Genomic DNA, 18,681 nt, shown 5'->3' on the forward strand with positions numbered 1-18,681 from the left:
CCGCATGTGGATCATGAGCACCAAAAAAACAACAGGCGGTTGCCAGTGCGGCGCCGTCCGATACAGCGTGGACGGCGAACTGAGCGACCCGCATATCTGCCATTGCCGGATGTGCCAGAAGGCGGCGGGCAATTATTTCATGCCGTTGGCTGGAGCGAAACGCGAGCAGTTCCACGTTACCCGCGGCGCTATATCGTGGTTCCGGTCGTCCGAGCCCGTCCGGCGCGGTTTTTGCAACCGGTGCGGGACGCCGCTGATATTCGATGCGCTGGCGTCCGACCACTATTCCGTGACGCTCGGTTCGCTGGACCAGCCGGACCTCGTGGCGCCATTGCAGCAGTTTGGAACTGAGGCGCAGATGCCCTGGTTCAAAGATCTCGCCGGTCTCGAGGCGCATGAAACCGGAACCGATGGCGAGATGGATGACGCAGAATTGTCGGCGATCGCCGCGAGCAATCGCCAGCACCCCGATCACGACACAGAAAACTGGGATGTGCAGCCATGAGCCGCGAGAAAATCTACCTGTTCGACACGACATTGCGAGACGGCCAGCAGACGGCTGGCGTCGATTTCAGCGTCGAGGACAAGATTGCGATCGCCGGGATGCTCGACAAATTCGGAATCGACTACGTCGAAGGCGGTTATCCCGGCGCCAATCCGACCGACACCGCCTTTTTCGAGCAGAACCGGATGAAGAAAGCGTCCTTCGTCGCCTTCGGTATGACGAAGCGCGCCGGGGTTTCGGCGTCCAACGATCCGGGCCTGTCGTCGCTCGTCCAGTCGAACAGCGACGCTGTATGTTTTGTCGCCAAAAGTTGGGATTACCATGTAGATGTCGCGCTCGGTATTTCCAATGAGGAAAACCTCGAATGCATTCGCTCTTCCGTCGAGCGGACGGTTGCCGCGGGCAAGGAGGCGATGGTCGATTGCGAGCACTTCTTCGACGGCTACAAGGCGAATTCAGAATACGCCCTGGCTTGTGCGAAGACTGCGCTGGACGCCGGGGCGCGCTGGGTGGTTCTTTGCGACACCAATGGCGGAACCCAGACCGAGGAAGTAAGGGAGATCGTGACGGCGGTGATCGCGGCGGGAATTCCGGGTGACCAGCTCGGCATTCACGCCCACAACGACACCGGCCTTGCGGTCGCCAACACGCTGGCGGCGGTGGAGGCCGGCGCGCGTCAGATCCAGGGCACTCTGAACGGTATTGGCGAACGTTGCGGCAACGCCAACCTGGTTGTCCTGATCCCCAATCTGGTGTTGAAACCGCGTTGGAACAAAAGGTTCTGTACGTCGATCGACGAGGAGAAGCTGACGGAACTGACCCGTCTGTCCCACGCGTTCGACGAACTTCTGAACCGCTCCCCCGATCCGCAAATGCCCTACGTGGGCGCCTCGTCCTTCGCGACCAAAGCGGGCATTCACGCGTCTGCGCTGATGAAGGACCCGAAGACCTACGAGCATGTGGAGCCGGAAAGCGTCGGTAATACGCGCAAGGTCATGGTCTCGGACCAAGGCGGAAAATCCAATTTTATCAACGAACTGACCCGCCGGGGCATCAAGGTTTCTAAGAGCAGCCCGAAGCTCGACACGCTGATCGCAATCGTCAAGGAGCACGAGGCGAGCGGGTACGCCTACGAGGCCGCGGACGCCAGCTTCGAGCTGCTTGCGCGTCGCACCCTCGGCACGCTTCCGCAATTCTTCAAGGTAGAAAGTTTCCGCGTCATGGTGGAGCGCCGCTTCGACGCAAACGGCGTCCTGAAGACGATTTCCGAGGCGATCGTGCGGGTCGAGATCGATGGAGAGCGCCACATCTCGGTGGCCGAGGGACATGGTCCGGTCAACGCACTCGACATCGCTTTGCGCAAGGATCTGGGCAAATTCCAGCAGGAAATCGAGGATCTGGAGCTCTGCGACTACAAGGTGCGTATCCTTAATGGCGGCACCGAAGCAATCACCCGGGTGCTTATCGAGTCGCGCGACGACAGCGGCGAGCGCTGGTGGACGGTCGGCGTGTCGGACAACATCATCGACGCTTCTTTCCAGGCGCTGATGGATTCGATCAATTACAAGTTGATCAAGAACCGGACGTCGATTGAAGAGTTGTCGAGTTCATGAATTCACAGGAGGAAGGCGACGCCGAATCCCGGAAGGGATTCTTTTACGCTCTCGGCGCATATGGTCTGTGGGGCCTGATGCCCTTCTACATGAAGGCGGTTTCCCATGTGCCGGCCTATGAGGTGGTCGCGCACCGGATACTCTGGTCCGTTCCAATCGCCGGCGTAATCCTGCTTCTGCTCGGGCGAACGTCCGACTTAAAGGTCGCGTTCCGGCAACCAAGGACGCTTGCTCTTGCCGCGCTGACAGCAACGCTGATCTCGATCAACTGGTGGATCTATATCTGGGCCGTGTCAGTTGATCGGACTGTCGAGACAGCGCTTGGCTACTATATCAATCCCCTGGTCAATATCTGCCTCGGCGCGTTGTTTCTGAGAGAACGGTTCACCAAGCCGCAGACCGCGGCAATCGGTCTGGCGGTAATCGCCGTTGTTATACTCACGGTCAACGCCGGAGGATTGCCCTGGATATCGCTGACGCTGGCTTTCAGTTTCGGCATCTACGGGTTTTTGAGGAAGACGCTTCCCATCGGTCCGACGCAGGGTTTCATGCTGGAAGTACTGCTGCTGAGTCTTCCTGCGCTTGCGCTTTTGTGGCTGTTCGGCGACGGACACTTCACAAATGACGGCCTTGACGGCATGCTGCTTTTGATGCTGGCTGGTCCTGTGACGGCGTTTCCGCTGATCCTCTATGCCTTCGGCGCGAAACTGCTGAAATATTCGACGATCGGCTTGATGCAATACACCGCCCCGACACTGATTTTCCTGATCGCCGTCTTTGTCTTCAAGGAGCCTTTCTCCTATTGGCAGTTCGTGGCGTTCTGCTTCATATGGGCGGCGCTCGCGATCTATTCCTGGTCGAGCTTTCGGACTTTGCGCGCGCGCCCCGCGGCATCGGCTGGCGAGTAGCTACTTGCGCCCAAACGCGAGGATCGGCGCGACGGCCTTTTGCCACGAAGCGCGTGCTTCGAGACGCTTGATCCAGGCGTCGACATTGGCGGTTTCATCGAGCGAAATGCGGCACGGGTCCCGGTACATGAAGGTGCTGGCGAGGGCAAAATCGGCAAGGCTGAGATCGTCGATGATCCACTCCTTTCCCGCCAGCGCGCAGTCGAGCACCGGGAGAAACTGGGCGATTTCCTTTAATTGCTGTTCGATATTGGTCTCATCGGTTTCTCCCATACCGAACATCGGCTTGAGCATGCGCTCGAAGGCAACGCGCTGCATGGCCGGGCCGAGATGGATCGCCTGCCAGTAGGACCACTGATCAACGAGCGCGCGACTCTGGAGATCATCGGGATACAGGTTCCGTTCCGGCTTCACGCCGGCCAGATAGACATTGATTGCGCGGCTTTCCCAAAGTACGAAGTCGCCGTCGACCAGCACTGGCACTTTTCCGTTCGGATTCAGTGCGAGGTACTCTTTGGTCTTCGTCCCACCCTTAAAGACATCGACGTCTATGATGTCCAGTTCGATATCGAGCTCAAAGGCGACAGCGCGAACACGAAGCGCATTTGGCGAGAGATCGGCATTGTAAAGCTTCATGGATTTCATCCTTCCGTGTAGCGACTGAATTCAATCCCGGGAATGCCGGCGAATTCAATTCAAACCTTCGCGAGCATGCAACCAACGTAGAAGATGGTTGTCGCAAACCAGTCAGAAAAGACGCCGACGGCGCCAATCTCTCTGGGGGCGTGTTTCAGAGTTTTTCGATGATTTCGGCGTCGCCGCCGTTTCTGTCTATGCCTTCCCAGGCCGCCAGGACGGCGTCGACGATATCTGCGGCGTTGTCAATGACGAGTGGTTTGACCAGATGGGAGGTGTGAAGGAAGCCTTCGCCGGCCATGTGCTCAATCAGCTTGAGCAACGGGTCCCAGAAGCCGTCAATATTGGCAAGCACCATCGGAAGGTTATGCCGGCCAAGTTGCGCCCAGGTCATGATTTCGATGATTTCCTCAAGTGTGCCAATGCCGCCCGGCAAAGCGACGAAAGCGCCGGACTTGCGGAACATGATGTGTTTGCGCTCATGCATGTCGCCGGTGACAATCAACTCGTCGAACTGCTTCAGATCCGCTTCGTTTGCTTCCTTGTTTTTCAGAAAATCCGGAATGACGCCGGTGACCCTGCCGCCGCCGGCGACAACGGCGTCAGCGACGGCGCCCATGATGCCGTAAGTGCCTGCTCCAAAGACCAGGCCGATGTCCTTGGCGGCCATGTCGAGGCCCAGTTTCCGGGCCGCTGCTTCGTAGTTGGGATTTTGTCCGTTGCGGGAGCCGCAGTAGACGCAGATGGTTCGATTCCTTGACATCATTCGAGGAAGCATGAGGCCGCGCCAGCCGTCAAGCATTCAGTTGGCTGCGTCGCCGAATTGTGAGGCCGGAAAGCCGGTTGGGCGGACAAACTTGTTTGCAACTGCGGAAAAGTCTAGTTTGTCAACAGATTTAAGAGGTTTTCAATGGCGCCGGAACCTTGAGTTTTCGGCGATAGTCGCGGAAACACGAAGTAGAAAATTCGCCGTTTTGTCACAATCCGGCTTTTGCTTCGAAACGTCGTGCGACTGGAGTGCAAAATGACTAACAACAAAAGCCGGTTCTGGTCCATTCTGGCGCTTCTCGTTATCGTTGTCGGGATAGGTTATCTGCTTCGGTTCGACCCCTACGGCTGGCAGGAGAAACCCGAGGTTCAGCAAGCGACTGACGAAGAGGTCGTCGTTGAGGAAACCGTTTCGATTGACAACGGCGCCGACGCCGCGGCGGAGACAGTTGCAGAGCAATCCCGCGCAGACGATGTCGATGACGCCGCCGCATCGCAACCGGAGATCGCAGACGTAGCGCCGCAAGGCGGCGTACCAACATTCAGCCTTCTGCGCGTGGAGCCTGACGGGTCGACAGTCGTGGCTGGCAGCGCGGCTCCAGGCGTCATGCTCGAAGTGTTCAGCGGCGACACTGTGCTTGCGAAGACCGATGTCGGGCCATCGGGCGATTTCGTAACTGTTTTCGACGATCCACTGCCGCCAGGCGACTACGAGATCGGCCTGCGAAGCCGCGGTGACGCCGACATGGTGATGCTTTCCGAGGAGATTGCGACCGTCAGCGTTCCCGAAGAAGACAGTCGCGAACTCATGGTCATGGTGACCAAACCCGGCGAGCCGAGCCGTCTGCTTGACCAGCCGGAGGCTGTAGCCGACGCAGGCGGCGACGAGAATTTGCAGTCAGATGACAGGGCAGCCGCATCCGAGGAGACATCTGACGCCGCCGGCAAAGAGATGGCCGCTGCAGAGACTTCGTCCGAGACGGCTGGAGAGACTGCTGCGACCTCTGAAGCCGGCGCGACAGCGCAAGACACTGGACCTGCGGCTGCGACCGAAGAAGTGACCACGGCTGCCGCGGACGAGGAGACGAGCAGTGGGGAAACCGTTCAGGTCGCCTCGACGGCGGAGACTGTAAACGAACCGGACACGGCTTCAGAAAGCACGATGACCAGCGGCGACTCAGTTTCGACGAACCAGAAAGAGACATCGGAAATGACGCCGACCGAAGAAGTGACCACGGCTGCCGCGGACGAGGAGACGAGCAGTGGGGAAACCGTTCAGGTCGCCTCGACGGCGGAGACTGTAAACGAACCGGACACGGCTTCAGAAAGCGCGATGACCAGCGGCGACTCAGTTTCGACGAACCGGAAGGAGACATCGGAAATGGCGTCGACCGAGGGCCAGTCGACGGCGAGCGCCACCGACACAGGAGCAACCGAGACGGCTACGGATGCGGCGACTGAAGTTGCCGACGCGGAACCGGCGAAGGGCGCAACGCAGGACAAGCCTGTCGCAACTGTGATGGTGGAGAAAACGGATGATAAGGTTGAGACTGCCGTCGCCGCGCCAGAGGCCACTTCCTCGCCGGAAGCCGACGCGGGCGTCAACTCTACCGAAACAGCGCAGGATGCCGTTGTGAATGAGGATTCCGCGTCGACGGAGAAACAAACAGCTGAACCATTGAAGACTGCGGCGATGACGGAGAAAAGCGAGGCCGCGCCGGAGCCGGAAGGTTCAGCCGAAGCCGCGCCAGCCGAAGACACAGCAGAAACGGAAACCGAAGAAACCATTGAGGTCGCGTCACTGGACAAAGGCAAGTCGGAAAGACCTGCCGCGTCGGGCGATGTCCGGGTGCGGATCGACGCCGTGGAGATCGAGAATGGACAACTCTTCGTCGCGGGCTCCGGCACGCCGGGCGGCAAGGTGATTGTCTTTGCGGACAATGACGACATCGGTGAAAGCATGATCAGCGCGACCGGTCGTTTCCTGGTCGAGGCACAAAAAGAACTTTCGGTCGGCGACCATACGATCCGGGCGGATTTGTATTTGCCGAACGGTTCAGCTGCCGCCATGCGGGTCGCTGTTCCATTCAACCGGCCCGAAGGCGATATGGTCGCTGCGGTGGCTCCACAGCCAAATGCAGACGAGGAAGCCGTAACCGACAAGGAAGACAAGGCGATGTCGGGTGCCGGCGCTAACGATCAAAAGTCCGCGCCGGAAGCCTCTGCTGACGAAGCAGTGGTGGTCAAGGCGCCTGCCGCCAACATGACCTCCGAAACCGTATCTGAGCCAATGTCGACAGAGACAATGGCGAAGACGGATGAAAAACCGGCTGAAATGCAAACTGAAATGAAGTCGGACGCGGACCAGAAAACGGTCGCCGTTCAGGACAGCGCGGCTCCGTCTGTCGAGCCCAAGGAGGAACCTGCTGTCGTCAACGCGCCAAAGACGACCGAACCAGTCGAAGAAAAAGTGGCGGCAGTAGCGGAGCCGAAACCGGAGCCCGAGACCAAGAGGGTCGCTGTCGCGGGTGAAGAAGGAGAGCCGCCTACGGTTGTGCAGCCCCCGCTCGAGCAGCACGACAGTTCGGTGATCATTCGTCGCGGCGACACTCTGTGGCAGATATCGCGCCGGGTCTATGGACGCGGAGTGCGCTACACCACGATCTATCTCGCCAATACGGACCAGATCAACAATCCCGATTTCATCGAGCCCGGACAAACCTTCATGGTTCCGGAGAACCCCTTGCCGAACGCCGAGCAGTTGCACCGGGACCGGGTGCTCAAACGCTGATCCGGGAGACGCAGTAGCAGGTTCGCCTGGCTGCGACGTCCTTGACGCAGCTGTCACGGTAACTATTTAAAGTCGGGTGGCGAGCCGTGGTGCGCCGCCCATCGTTGTTTGTCGAGATCGGGAGGCCCGGCGAACAATCAATTCCTTACCCAATCCAAGGCTTAACTTGTCAGACCAGCAAAAGACCGTTGCCAAAGACACTGGCAATCCGATAACGACGCTTCGCAATTTGTGGCCCTATATGTGGCCATCGGATCGCGACGATCTGAAACGCCGGGTTCTCTGGGCGACATTCTTCCTGGTCACCGCGAAAGTCGGCCAGGTTACGGTCCCTTATTTCTACAAATGGGCGACTGACGCCCTCAACGGCAATCACGACAATCTCGGTTTCCTGCCCGCCTTCCTGATCGGTCCGGTGATCCTGGTGCTCGCCTACAATCTGGCTCGCATCGTTCAGCTTGGATTCAACCAGTTGCGCGATGCCTTGTTCGCACGGGTTGGCCAGCACGCGGTCCATCAACTCGCCTACAAGGTGTTCTTGCACATGCACGAATTGTCGCTGCGGTTTCATCTGCAGAGGCGTACCGGCGGATTGTCGAGGATCATCGAACGCGGCGTCAAGGGAATTGAGGCGATCGTTCGCTTCACCATACTGAACACGCTGCCGACTCTTCTCGAATTCGTCCTTGTCGCTGCGATTTTCGGATTCTCCTACGGTTTCGCCTATGTCGCTGTAACCGCAGTGATGATCTGGCTCTATGTCTGGTTCACCGTTCGCGCTACGGATTTCAGGATTTCCATTCGCCGCGACATGAACGATTCCGATACGGACGCCAACACAAAGGCCGTCGATTCGCTGCTCAACTTCGAAACCGTCAAATATTTCGGCAACGAGGAGATGGAAGCGCGGCGCTACGACGTCTCGATGGAGAAATACGAGGACTCGGCGACGAAGGTCTGGACTTCGCTCGGCTGGCTCAATTTCGGGCAGGGCGTCATATTTGGCGTCGGCATGACGATCATGATGGTCATGTCAGCGCTGGCCGTGCAGCGCGGCGACCAGACGATCGGCGACTTCGTTTTCATCAACGTCATGCTGATGCAGCTTGCGATACCGCTCAATTTCATCGGTTTCGTCTATCGGGAAATCCGTCAGGGATTGACCGATATCGAGCACATGTTCGATCTGCTCGACGTTCCGCCGGAAATCGTCGACAAGCCGGACGCCAAGCCGCTGGTGATGGACAATGGATCAATCCGCTTCGATGACGTGCATTTTCGCTACGACGAAAACAGGCCGATCCTGAAGGGTATCAGCTTCGAGGTCCCTTATGGCAAGACGGTTGCGGTGGTCGGGCCTTCGGGCGCCGGCAAGTCAACGATTTCGCGCCTTTTGTTCCGCTTTTACGACATTCAGGAAGGCGCCATCACGGTCAACGGTCAGAATCTCCGCGACATCACACAGAAATCGCTGCGCGCGGCGGTCGGCATGGTCCCGCAGGACACGGTGCTTTTCAACGACACGATCGCCTACAATATTCGGTATGGCCGCATGGACGCAACCGATGAAGAGGTGATGGAGGCGGCGGAACTCGCCCAGATCGCCGATTTCATCCGGAGCCTTCCGGACGGCCTCAACACGATGGTTGGCGAGCGCGGCCTCAAACTGTCGGGCGGCGAAAAGCAGCGCGTCGCGATCGCCCGCACGATATTGAAAGCTCCGCCGATCCTCATTCTGGACGAGGCGACCTCGGCGCTCGACAGCGCGACGGAAAGCGAGATCCAGTCGGCGCTCGACTATGTCAGCAAGGGACGCACGACACTGGTTATTGCGCACCGTCTGTCGACTGTCATTGGCGCTGACGAAATCATAGTGCTGAAGGATGGCGTGATCGCTGAACGCGGCACCCACAATTCGCTTTTGGATGAGAATGGGCTCTACAAGGCCATGTGGGATCGCCAGCGCGAGGCGCAGGAAACCGAAGAAAGGCTCAAGGATTTCCAGGAGCACGACGAACTCGGCGTTATCGTGCGCAAGCGACCCGACAACATGTAGAACCCCGACACGCGTCCATGTTACATTGAAAATCCCGAACAACGGCGGCACTGCGAGGATTTCGTTTATGAATTTTTTTGATGCGCTGACATCGGCGCTCACCCCGATCCACAAGGAAGGCTACAAGTTCATTATGGCCTTCCTTGCAGCTTCGCTGGTGCTTGGCTGGATCTGGGATCCGCTGTTCTGGATCGGGCTGATCCTGACGGCCTGGTGCGCATATTTTTTCAGGGACCCCGAGAGAGTTACGCCGCTGGACGATGATCTTGTGATCAGTCCAGCCGACGGGAAGGTCTCCTCTGTCGTGCAGACGATCCCTCCGCGTGAGCTTGATCTGGGCGAAGGCGAGATGCTGCGTGTTTCAGTTTTCATGAATGTCTTCAACTGCCATATCAATCGCGCGCCGATCCGCGGCGTGGTGCGTCAGGCGGTGTATAAATCGGGCAGCTTCGTCAACGCCGAGCTCGACAAGGCAAGCGAGGAAAACGAGCGCAACGGACTGGTGATCGAAGGCCAGCACGGGCTCGTGGGCGTCGTCCAGATCGCCGGGCTCGTCGCCCGCAGAATCGTATGCTGGCGTTCTGTCAACGACACGCTGGACGCCGGAGAACGGTTCGGACTGATCCGTTTCGGGTCAAGGCTCGATGTCTATTTGCCGCTGTCGGCCGCCCCGCGCGTTTCGGTCGGGCAAACCGCCGTCGCCGGCGAAACCGTGCTTGCGGAATATAATGCGGCGCGCGGCAAGACCGTTTCGCGCAGGGCATGATGGGACTCGGCTAGAATGGATACGGGATTTTCCCCTTTCGACCCGCATGGTCCGGAAAAGTCGAGCGAGAGGAGCCGTGGGCCGCGCCTGCGCGACATCTCTTTCCGCATGATGCTGCCGAACGTGATCACCACGCTTGCGATTTGCGCCGGGCTGACCGGCGTGCGGCTTGCTTTCGAACAGCGGTTCGAACTGGCCGTCGCGATGGTATTGCTGGCGGCCTTTCTCGACGGCGTCGACGGCCGCGTCGCCCGGTTGCTCAAATCGACCAGCAAGTTCGGCGCGCAGATGGATTCACTGGCCGATATCGTCAATTTCGGCGTGGCGCCGGCGCTCGTTCTTTACGTCTATCTGCTTGACCAGGTGCGGTCATTCGGCTGGATTGCGGCGCTGGTCTACGCTATTGCAGCGGGTCTGCGCCTGGCGCGGTTCAATGTGATGGCGGAGCAGCAGAGCAAGGCTGCCTGGCAGTCGGATTATTTCATCGGAATTCCGGCGCCTGGCGGCGCGCTTTTGGCGCTGTTTCCGATCTATCTCGGATTTCTTGGCGTCGATCCGAGCCCCGGATTCGCCTATGTGGCGTCGGCGTACACGATGCTGATCGGCTTTTTAATGGTTAGCCGCTTGCCGGTCTATTCGGGGAAGTCGCTCGGCCAGCGCATTCGTCGCGACCTCGTCTTTCCACTGATGCTGGTGATCGTGCTCTATGTCGGCCTGCTATTGACCTACATGTGGGAGACAATGACCGTGACGACCGTGCTTTACCTGATCTCGCTGCCGTTTGGCGCGCGCGCATGGCAGAAACGCTACGGACTGGCGGCAAGAAAGCAGGACGTGGAGTAGGGGCTTCCGGGAACGCTATTGGCGTTAACCGACGGCTGAGCGGATCTGATCTGCGGTTGCGCGCAATGCGTCTTCCACAGCATGGCGCTTGTCAAGAAAGCGGGTGGTGGGTATCTGCACGGAAATGGCGTGATATTCACCGGTCATGTCGACGAAGGCGGTTCCGATCGCCGATATGCCCGGTGTGTGCTCGTCATTGTCGTAGGCAAGGCCGGATTCCGCCACGCTGTCGAGCATTGCGCTGAATTGCCTCCAGTCGCCGGCAATGCCGCGCCGTCCCCATTCCTGTTCGACAAGCGATTTCGCTCTTTCGCGATCAATCATGTCGTGCATGCGCTCCTCAAGGTAGTAGAACGTCTGATCGTCATCGATTTCGGCAAGATGATAGCCGAGGGGGATCCGGCGACAGTCATGGAAAGCCGTGAGGTGAAGGAAATCTATCTTGGGATTGAAGCCGATGCCTGAGCCTGTTCTGGACATCAGGAAATTGGACGCCCATTACGGAGATTTCCAGGCCCTCTATGGCGTCGATATGACAGTCGAGGCGGGCGAGGTGGTTGCGATCATCGGCGCAAACGGCGCGGGCAAGACGACTTTGATGCGGTCGATCTCCGGACTGATGCGGAACCGGGCGGAACAGATCACGTACCGGGGACGACCCATCGGCGCCCTGAGAGCGGATCAGATCGCCGGCCTTGGCATAGCCCTGGTGCCCGAGGGGCGGCAGCTATTCCAGTCGCTGTCGGTGGAGGAGAACCTGATCATTGGCGGCCGGACCGGCCGCAAGGGAGCCTGGTCGCTTCAACGGATCTATGACCTCTTTCCCGTTCTGCAAGAGAGGCGGAATGTCCCTTCGACATCCCTGTCAGGCGGCCAGCAGCAAATGGTGGCGATCGGCCGGGCGCTGATGGCCAACCCGGACCTTGTCATGTTCGACGAGATAAGCCTGGGTCTCGCTCCCGTCATCATCAGGCAGATTTACGAGTCGCTGCCAACGATTGTCGGCGAAGGCATGAGCGCAATGATCGTGGAGCAGGATATCACAAAGGCGCTTTCGGTTTCATCGCGCGTCTACTGCCTGCAGGAGGGCCGTGTCTCGCTGGAAGGCCGGACAGACAACGTTAGCCGCGAGCAGATTTCTGCCGCCTATTTCGGGACTTGACGGAATGGACTGGATCAATGCGATCGTGCAGGGAACGTTGCTCGGAGGGCTTTATGCTCTGTTTGCGGCCGGATTGTCCCTGATCTTTGGCGTCATGCGTCTGGTCAATATCGCCCATGGCGACCTGATCGTTCTGGCGGCCTATCTCGGTTTGACGGTGACGGCGGCTCTCTCGATGAATCCGTTTGTATCGCTCATTCTGGTCGCGCCGCTGATGGCCGGCTTCGGATATGTCCTGCAGCGCGGCGTTCTGAACTGGACGCTCGGAGATGATATTCTGCCGCCACTGCTGGTCACATTTGGCCTGTCGGTGATCATTCAGAACGCGCTACTGGAAAGTTATTCCGCCGATCCGCAAAAGCTCAATGCGGGTGCTATCGAGGTGGCGAGCGCCAGCATCGGCGGTTTGGCGGTCGGCTATCTTCCGCTCGTAATATTTCTGACAGCGGTGCTGGTGATAGCCGGCCTTCAGTGGATTTTCTACGCCACGGCGCTTGGACGGGCCTTCCGTGCGGTTTCGGACAATCAGGACATCGCTCAATTGATGGGGCTGAACCGTCGCCATGTCTTCGGACTGGCCATGGCGCTGTCCTTGGCTGTAACCGCGATCGCAGGCTTTTTCCTTGGCGTGCGGACCTCGTTCGATCCAGCAACCGGCCCGGCCCGGCTGATCTTCGGGTTCGAAGCGGTCATTATCGGCGGGCTTGGCAATCTGTGGGGCACGCTCGCCGGCGGTGTGATCCTCGGCGTGGCGCAATCGATCGGCGCGCAGATCAATCCGGGCTGGCAGATTCTCTCAGGCCATATTGCCTTCCTGATCATACTCGCCGTGCGCCCGCGTGGCCTTTTCCCGAGGATGGACGGATGAGCGTTGTCGATACACATCGTGTCTTTCGCGTCACAACGGCAAGCCGCATTGCTTCGGTTCTCGGCTTGCTGATCCTGCTAGCTCTGGCCGTTGCGCCCTGGTGGATGGGCCGGGCCGATCTGAGGCTGCTCGGCGAAATATACCTCTATCTTTCGTTGGCGATGCTCTGGAACCTGCTTGCCGGATATGCAGGCCTCGTCTCCGTCGGCCAGCAAGCCTACGTCGGCCTGGGCGGGTACGTCCTGTTTGCGTTGACAATTTTTGGCGGATTGCATCCATTTGCCGCCATAGGCTTGTCAGTTGTGGTTGGAGCACTGGTTTCGGTGCCTGTCGCGGCGTTGATTTTCCGACTGCGCGGCGCCTATTTCGCCATCGGAACATGGGTCATCGCCGAGGTGTTCCGGTTGGGCTTCGCCCAGGTGAGCGCCCTCGGCGGAGGGTCCGGGACATCATTGCCGGTGGATGTGGTGCGTTCACTCGCCGACGGTCGCGACGCTCGCGAGGCCGCCAGCTACTGGCTGACGCTTGGATGCGCCACGGCGGTCATGGCAATCGCCTATCTGTTTCTGCGATCGCGCAACGGGCTGGCTCTGACGGCTATCCGGGACAATGAACTCGCGGCTTCCTCTCTTGGCATTGATATCTGGCGTTCGAAATTCGTTGTCTATGTCGTAGTGGGCGGTTTGTCGACGCTTGTTGGGTCGCTGATCTTCCTGCAAAAGCTGAGGATCTCTCCGGATGCGGCGTTCAGTGTCAATGACTGGACCGCCTATGTGATTTTTATCGTCGTGATTGGTGGAATTGGATCTTTGGAGGGACCGATTATCGGCACGGTCGCATTCTTCCTTTTGCGCGAAACACTGGCCGACCTCGGATCAATTTACCTGATCGTGCTCGGCGCAATTGCGATTGCTGTCATGCTGGTCGCGCCGAAAGGTCTTTGTGGTCTGGTTCAGGATCTGACGGGATTGCGTCTGTTCCCGCTTGGCTACCGGGTCAAGCCGAAGCGTTCCAGCAAAGAGTGACGCCCAAAATGGGGATCTTTCCCGGAAAGAAAAATGCGGGCCTTTCGGCCCGCATTCCAGTCGCGCCCTGGAGAAACTCTATGACTTACTCAGCCGCGTCCGGCCGTCTTGCCGGCATGTCGTCATTGTGCGGACGACGGTCCGGTCGCACATCCCCATCGTCCGAGGTCACGCTTCCGACGCCTGCATAGGCCGGTTGCGGAACGAAGGCATTGCCTGTGATCCGACCCCACAGTCGCCTGATATTGTCGGGCATGGCCAGCATTGCAGGGATCATGACCAAGGTCAGCATGGTTGAAAAGGCCAGGCCGAAGATGATCGCGGTTGAAAGCTGGACCCACCAGATCGCGGTGATGCCGCCGACGGAGATCGTCTGACTGAAGAAGTCCATGTTGATCTGCAGCGCCATTGGCACAAGTCCGAGGATGGTCGTGATCGTCGTCAGCATGATTGGACGAAGCCGCTGGGCGGCCGTCTTGAGGGCGGCTTCCCGCGTGTCGGTCACGCCTTCCTCGCGCATTCGGTTGAATGTATCGATCAGGACGATCGCGTTGTTCACCACTATGCCCGCGAGCGCTACGATGCCTGTGCCAGTCATGATGATGGAGAAGGGCTGTGACGTCACCACCATTCCAATCAGCACGCCAGAGACCGCCAGAATGACCGTCGAGAGCGTCAGGATGGTCTGGTAGAACGAATTGAACTGGGTCAACAGGATGATGAACATCATGAACAGCGCGGCCATGGCGGCTTTGCCGAGAAATTCGCTTGCCTCCTGCTGTTCCTCGTCGGCGCCCCGGAACCGCAGCTGTACGCTTTCCGGAAATGTCTGCGTATCAAGCCATTTCTGGACTTCCTTGACCGCGTCGTCGGCCGTTGCAGGACGTCCGTCGACCATAACGCCTTCTGCGAGATTGGCCTTGACGTCCATGGCGTAAAGTCCGTCGCGTCTGGTGATCGAAGAAACCTTGTGCTGGGCGCCCATGGTAATGAAGTTCGCGAGGGGCACCTGGCCGTTGGCGGTCCTCAGACGCAAGACCTCAAACTGGTCGAGGGTGCGTTCTTCTTCCGGCAGGCGCACGCGAATGTCGACCTCGTCCTGGGAATCGTCTGGACGATAGGAGCCTATCAGCACGCCGTTGGTTACGAGTTGGACCATCGATCCGACCTGTACGATACCGGCGTTGTAGCGTCCGGCCAGTTCGCGATCGACATCAATTTCCCACTCGATGCCCGGCAGCGGGCGGGCGTCTTCCTGATCGGTGAGCATCTCCATGGCGTCGAACTGCTCGCGAATCTGGCCAACGGTTTCCACCATTGTGTCGTAGTCCGTCGATTTCACTTCCAGACGAACATCCTTGCCGGTAGGCGGCCCGCCTTCGATCTTGCGCACTTCCACCTTGATGCCGGCGATATCAGCTGTTCTCTGACGAATGTCCTCGAAGATGTCGACCGCCTTGCGTCGGCAGCAATAGTCTGCGAGTTCAATCTGCAATTCGCCCACGACATCGGCAGGCTTGTCCTGAACTCCTCCGATTATCTGCGGGCCCCCGCTACCGCCGCCGCCGGGGGCGGTGGCGGTCATCACGACGTTTTCAATGCCGTTGATCCTGAGCACTTCGTACTCGACCTCCGCGACAAGGTCTCGAATGTCGCGGGCGGAGAGATTGCCGCGTGCCGATACCAGAACGATCGCGACATCCGGTTCTTCATCAACGAAGAATTCGACGCCCTGGTTGTTGGCGCCGAAATACATGTAGCTGCCTATGGTGGCGGCGATGATGACCACGATAACCGCGATGTTGCCAACAACCGATCCGACAGCGAGATTCAGAAAGCGCAGATAGCCGCCTGTGATGCCGGGCACTTTGGCGATGTCCAGCTTCGAATCCGACGATAGCATCATCGCGACGTTGTCTGCCTCAGAGACGGCGTGCTCACGACGCCGGTTGGCGATGAATTTTGATATCCGGTAAGTGAGGAACAGCGCGATCGCCGCCGTCAACGCTGAACCTGCGGCCTGTATGGGTAGCCCCAATGACGCAAGCGGACCGAAAAAGGCAAATAGACCGGCAATCGCGGCCACGAACAAGGCCAGGATCGCATTCGACCTCCTGGAAACCACTGCCGCGATTTGTGCGAACAATGTTCCGGTAACCGGCAGGAAGACCAGGGCCGTGAGAAGCGACGCCGTAAGAACGATGATCACCATGCGCGGCAGGTAGCTCATGAACTCCCCGGAAACGCCGGGCCACAGAAGCAGCGGCAGGAAGGCGGCGAGGGTCGTCGCGGTAGAGGACACTACAGGCCAGAACATCAGTTTCGACGCCCGCTGATAGGCGGCGGCCGGCTCCATGCCTTCCGCGATCTTTCGGTCGGCGTATTCGGTCACGACGATCGCGCCGTCTACCAGCATGCCAACGGTCAGAACCATGCCGAACATGACCATCATGTTGACCACCATGCCGAGGCTGGCGAGGATCAGGAAGGCGAGCATGAAGGAGCCGGGGATGGCGAGGCCCACAAGGAGGCCGGAGCGCAGGCCAAGTGTGCCGACTACACAGATCATGACCAGCAAAATTGCGGTCATGATGGATGATTGAAGCGATCCCAGCACTTCAAAGATGAAGCTCGACTGGTCGAGCAGATAGTTGACGTGAATCGACTGCGGCCACTCCTTGGTAAACTCCGCAACGACCCGGCGCACTTCGTCATTGTTCTCGATAATATTGGTGCCGATGCGTTTGGTGACTTCGATTGAAATCGCCGGCTGGCCGTTCACACGTGTGAAGATCGAGGGATCCGTGAAGGTTCGGCGGATTTCACCGACCTCGCCAAGCGTCACAACGCCTTCGCCATTCTGCTTGATCGGTATGTTGTAGACATCCTCGGCGTTCTCAACGAGGCCGGGCACCTTGACGTTGAAGCGGCCGTTCCCGTCGTCGATGAAACCCGCCGCAACCAGCTGGTTGTTCTGTGAAAGCGCGTTGAGCAACTCGTCCTGGGTGATGTCGTAGGATTCAAGTTTCATGAGGTCGAGAATGACCTCGAGAAGCTCTTCCCGATCTCCCTTCAGCTCGGCTTCGCGAACTGTTGAAACCGCTTCGATTTCGTCCTTCAGGCGGCGCGCAAGATGGGTCAGGGTGCGTTCGGGAACGTCGCCCGACAGCGTGACGATAATCGTCGGCTGCAGTGCGAAGTTTGTTTCGGTGATTGTCGGTTCATCTGCTTCTTCAGGCAGATCGGCCTGAGCCTGATCCACCTTGTCCCGGATGTCGGCGAGCACTTCGTCTGCATCGGTTTCAACATTGAACTCAAGCACGATGCCGGCGTGTCCCTCGGACGCAATCGCCGTCAGTTCCTTCAGTCCGTCGAGCCCGCGTAGCGTCGTTTCCATTGGCCGCACCAGCAGGCGCTCGGCGTCATTCGGGGAAATACCCCGCTGGGTGATCGAGACATAATAGACGGGAACGTCAATGTCCGGATTGGCCTCTTTCGGGATGCCAATGTAGGACATCACGCCGGCCGCGACCATGAAAACCATGAGCGCCAGGACCGTCTTCGGCCTTGTGATGATGGATTGGAGCGCAGAAGTCATGAGCGAGCATTAGCCTTCGCTGGAACCTGCCGGGCAATCTCGGCCGGAACCGGCGTCACGGTCTGACCCGCGATCACATAGTCCTGTCCGAGCGTGATGACGCGGACTCCGGGCGCAAGCCCGGTCACCCACATGGTTTCAGGCGTGTGTGCGACGATCTTGACCGGATTGAAGGCGACGACGTTGTCGCTGTCCACTGTTCTCACGCCAAGGACGCCCTTATCGTCGAGAGTGAGCCAGGACGCGGCGATCTTGTAGGCCTCCGAACCTTCGAGCTTGATCGTCGTTGTGGCAGTCACGCCGTCGCGCAGCTTGCCGTCGCCGTTAGGAAGTTCGATTTCGGTCAGGAAGGTGCGGGTCGCGGAGTCTGCGGCAGGGGCGACATAGCTTATCTTGCCTTCGACTTTTTCTCCGGTGATCAGTGACACTTCCGCGTCGTAACCGATGCCGATATCACCGACATGCCGTTCGGAAACCTGTCCAACAAAGAGCATCGGATCTGGGTCAATCAGCGTCACGCAGACATCGCCGTTCGAAAGATGGCTGCCGATTTCGGCAATCGGGTCGGTGACGATGCCGGACGCCGTCGCTTCAATCTCGACATGCGACATTTCGTGCTTCGCAGAGGCAAGCCGGGCGGCGGCGTTGTCCATGGCGTACTTCAGCGCCTTGACGCGCGTATCCGAAATGTAATCCTTTTCCTTCAGCTTCAAGGCGCCTTCATAGTCGAATTTGGCCTGTTCAAGCGCCGCCTCGGCCTGCAGGATGTCAGTGTCCCTGACGCCCGGATCGAGCCTGCAAACCGGATCTCCGGCCTTGACCATATCGCCCTTCTCGACGAAGCGTTCTTGCAGTGTGCCATTTGTTTCCGCGCGCACGGATATCACCGACTTTGCAGAGGTGCGGCCGTGCAGCAGCAATGTCTCGAACCGCTGCTCAGGCTCGACGGTGACGAAGCGGACCTTGAACAACTCGTCCTGATTTTCCTGACGTTCGGCCGGCGGGGCGACTGAGTGAGGCGAGTCAGCGTGGCCGCCGACAACGATCTCGCCCGACGACATCCAGCCGATGACTGCGCCGGCTATGATCAGCGCGGTAATGTGCGAACCTTTGATGCGAAATGCCATGGTTGCGGTCCTATT

The 18,681-nt window shown here is 58.9% G+C and carries 15 protein-coding genes and 1 pseudogene; 11 read left to right on the forward strand and 5 right to left on the reverse strand.

Annotated features, from left to right (window positions below; genetic code table 11):
- Positions 1-10 precede the first annotated feature (10 nt).
- From K1W69_RS20515 to rarD, 3 genes are read left to right on the forward strand one after another with little or no spacing between them, the layout of a single operon-like run.
- On the forward strand, positions 11-505 hold the full coding sequence (locus K1W69_RS20515) for a GFA family protein (RefSeq protein ID WP_370688289.1): 495 nt from the start codon (positions 11-13) through the stop codon (positions 503-505).
- On the forward strand, positions 502-2,118 hold the full coding sequence (gene cimA / locus K1W69_RS20520; RefSeq protein ID WP_220230310.1) for a citramalate synthase: 1,617 nt from the start codon (positions 502-504) through the stop codon (positions 2,116-2,118). The genes K1W69_RS20515 and cimA overlap by 4 nt, the downstream gene beginning before the upstream one ends.
- On the forward strand, positions 2,115-3,026 hold the full coding sequence (rarD, locus tag K1W69_RS20525; RefSeq protein ID WP_220230311.1) for an EamA family transporter RarD: 912 nt from the start codon (positions 2,115-2,117) through the stop codon (positions 3,024-3,026). Before cimA ends, rarD begins: the two co-directional genes overlap by 4 nt.
- Here the strand turns inward: rarD and K1W69_RS20530 are convergent, their stop codons facing one another.
- Both K1W69_RS20530 and K1W69_RS20535 read right to left on the reverse strand, forming a co-directional pair.
- On the reverse strand, positions 3,027-3,662 hold the full coding sequence (locus tag K1W69_RS20530; protein ID WP_220230312.1) for a glutathione S-transferase family protein: 636 nt from the start codon (positions 3,660-3,662) through the stop codon (positions 3,027-3,029).
- 154 nt (positions 3,663-3,816) lie between these two features.
- Complete coding sequence (locus tag K1W69_RS20535; RefSeq protein ID WP_220230313.1) at positions 3,817-4,425, reverse strand: LOG family protein; 609 nt, start codon at positions 4,423-4,425, stop codon at positions 3,817-3,819.
- A 261-nt stretch (positions 4,426-4,686) separates the two neighbouring features.
- Here K1W69_RS20535 and K1W69_RS20540 point away from each other — a divergent pair, with 261 nt between their 5' ends.
- The 4 genes from K1W69_RS20540 to pssA all read left to right on the forward strand — a co-directional run bounded on the left by K1W69_RS20540 (position 4,687) and on the right by pssA (position 10,886).
- On the forward strand, positions 4,687-7,221 hold the full coding sequence (locus tag K1W69_RS20540; protein ID WP_220230314.1) for a LysM peptidoglycan-binding domain-containing protein: 2,535 nt from the start codon (positions 4,687-4,689) through the stop codon (positions 7,219-7,221).
- Positions 7,222-7,387: 166 nt separating this feature from the next.
- On the forward strand, positions 7,388-9,277 hold the full coding sequence (locus K1W69_RS20545; RefSeq protein WP_258571239.1) for an ABCB family ABC transporter ATP-binding protein/permease: 1,890 nt from the start codon (positions 7,388-7,390) through the stop codon (positions 9,275-9,277).
- 67 nt (positions 9,278-9,344) lie between these two features.
- Entirely contained in the window at positions 9,345-10,043 is a 699-nt protein-coding gene (locus K1W69_RS20550) for a phosphatidylserine decarboxylase (protein WP_220230316.1), read from the forward strand.
- Between the two features lie 15 nt (positions 10,044-10,058).
- Positions 10,059-10,886, forward strand: coding sequence for a CDP-diacylglycerol--serine O-phosphatidyltransferase (pssA, locus tag K1W69_RS20555; protein ID WP_220230317.1), 828 nt, complete (start codon positions 10,059-10,061; stop codon positions 10,884-10,886).
- A 24-nt stretch (positions 10,887-10,910) separates the two neighbouring features.
- Here pssA and K1W69_RS27155 read toward each other — a convergent pair whose 3' ends face one another.
- On the reverse strand, positions 10,911-11,219 hold the full coding sequence (locus tag K1W69_RS27155; RefSeq protein WP_306308821.1) for an IclR family transcriptional regulator domain-containing protein: 309 nt from the start codon (positions 11,217-11,219) through the stop codon (positions 10,911-10,913).
- On the opposite strand from K1W69_RS27155, the pseudogene K1W69_RS27160 reads away from it, so the two are divergent.
- The 4 genes and pseudogenes from K1W69_RS27160 to K1W69_RS20575 all read left to right on the forward strand — a co-directional run.
- Positions 11,202-11,351, forward strand: a pseudogene (locus K1W69_RS27160) (ABC transporter ATP-binding protein C-terminal domain-containing protein); the annotation flags it as partial. The gene K1W69_RS27155 and the pseudogene K1W69_RS27160 overlap by 18 nt on opposite strands.
- Positions 11,344-12,048, forward strand: a complete 705-nt coding sequence (locus K1W69_RS20565) for an ABC transporter ATP-binding protein (protein ID WP_220230318.1) — start codon at positions 11,344-11,346, stop codon at positions 12,046-12,048. The pseudogene K1W69_RS27160 and the gene K1W69_RS20565, both read left to right, overlap by 8 nt.
- Before the next feature lie 4 nt (positions 12,049-12,052).
- A complete protein-coding gene (locus K1W69_RS20570; RefSeq protein ID WP_220230319.1) occupies positions 12,053-12,916 on the forward strand; it encodes a branched-chain amino acid ABC transporter permease in 864 nt (287 codons plus the stop codon).
- A complete protein-coding gene (locus tag K1W69_RS20575) occupies positions 12,913-13,941 on the forward strand; it encodes a branched-chain amino acid ABC transporter permease (RefSeq protein ID WP_220230320.1) in 1,029 nt (342 codons plus the stop codon). Before K1W69_RS20570 ends, K1W69_RS20575 begins: the two co-directional genes overlap by 4 nt.
- An 85-nt stretch (positions 13,942-14,026) precedes the next feature.
- Here K1W69_RS20575 and K1W69_RS20580 read toward each other — a convergent pair whose 3' ends face one another.
- Complete coding sequence (locus K1W69_RS20580; RefSeq protein WP_220230321.1) at positions 14,027-17,539, reverse strand: efflux RND transporter permease subunit; 3,513 nt, start codon at positions 17,537-17,539, stop codon at positions 14,027-14,029.
- Entirely contained in the window at positions 17,536-18,666 is a 1,131-nt protein-coding gene (locus K1W69_RS20585) for an efflux RND transporter periplasmic adaptor subunit (RefSeq protein ID WP_220230322.1), read from the reverse strand. Before K1W69_RS20585 ends, K1W69_RS20580 begins: the two co-directional genes overlap by 4 nt.
- Between the last annotated feature and the right edge of the window lie 15 nt (positions 18,667-18,681).

This window comes from Flavimaribacter sediminis, assembly GCF_019492055.1.
GTDB lineage: Bacteria > Pseudomonadota > Alphaproteobacteria > Rhizobiales > Rhizobiaceae > Flavimaribacter > Flavimaribacter sediminis.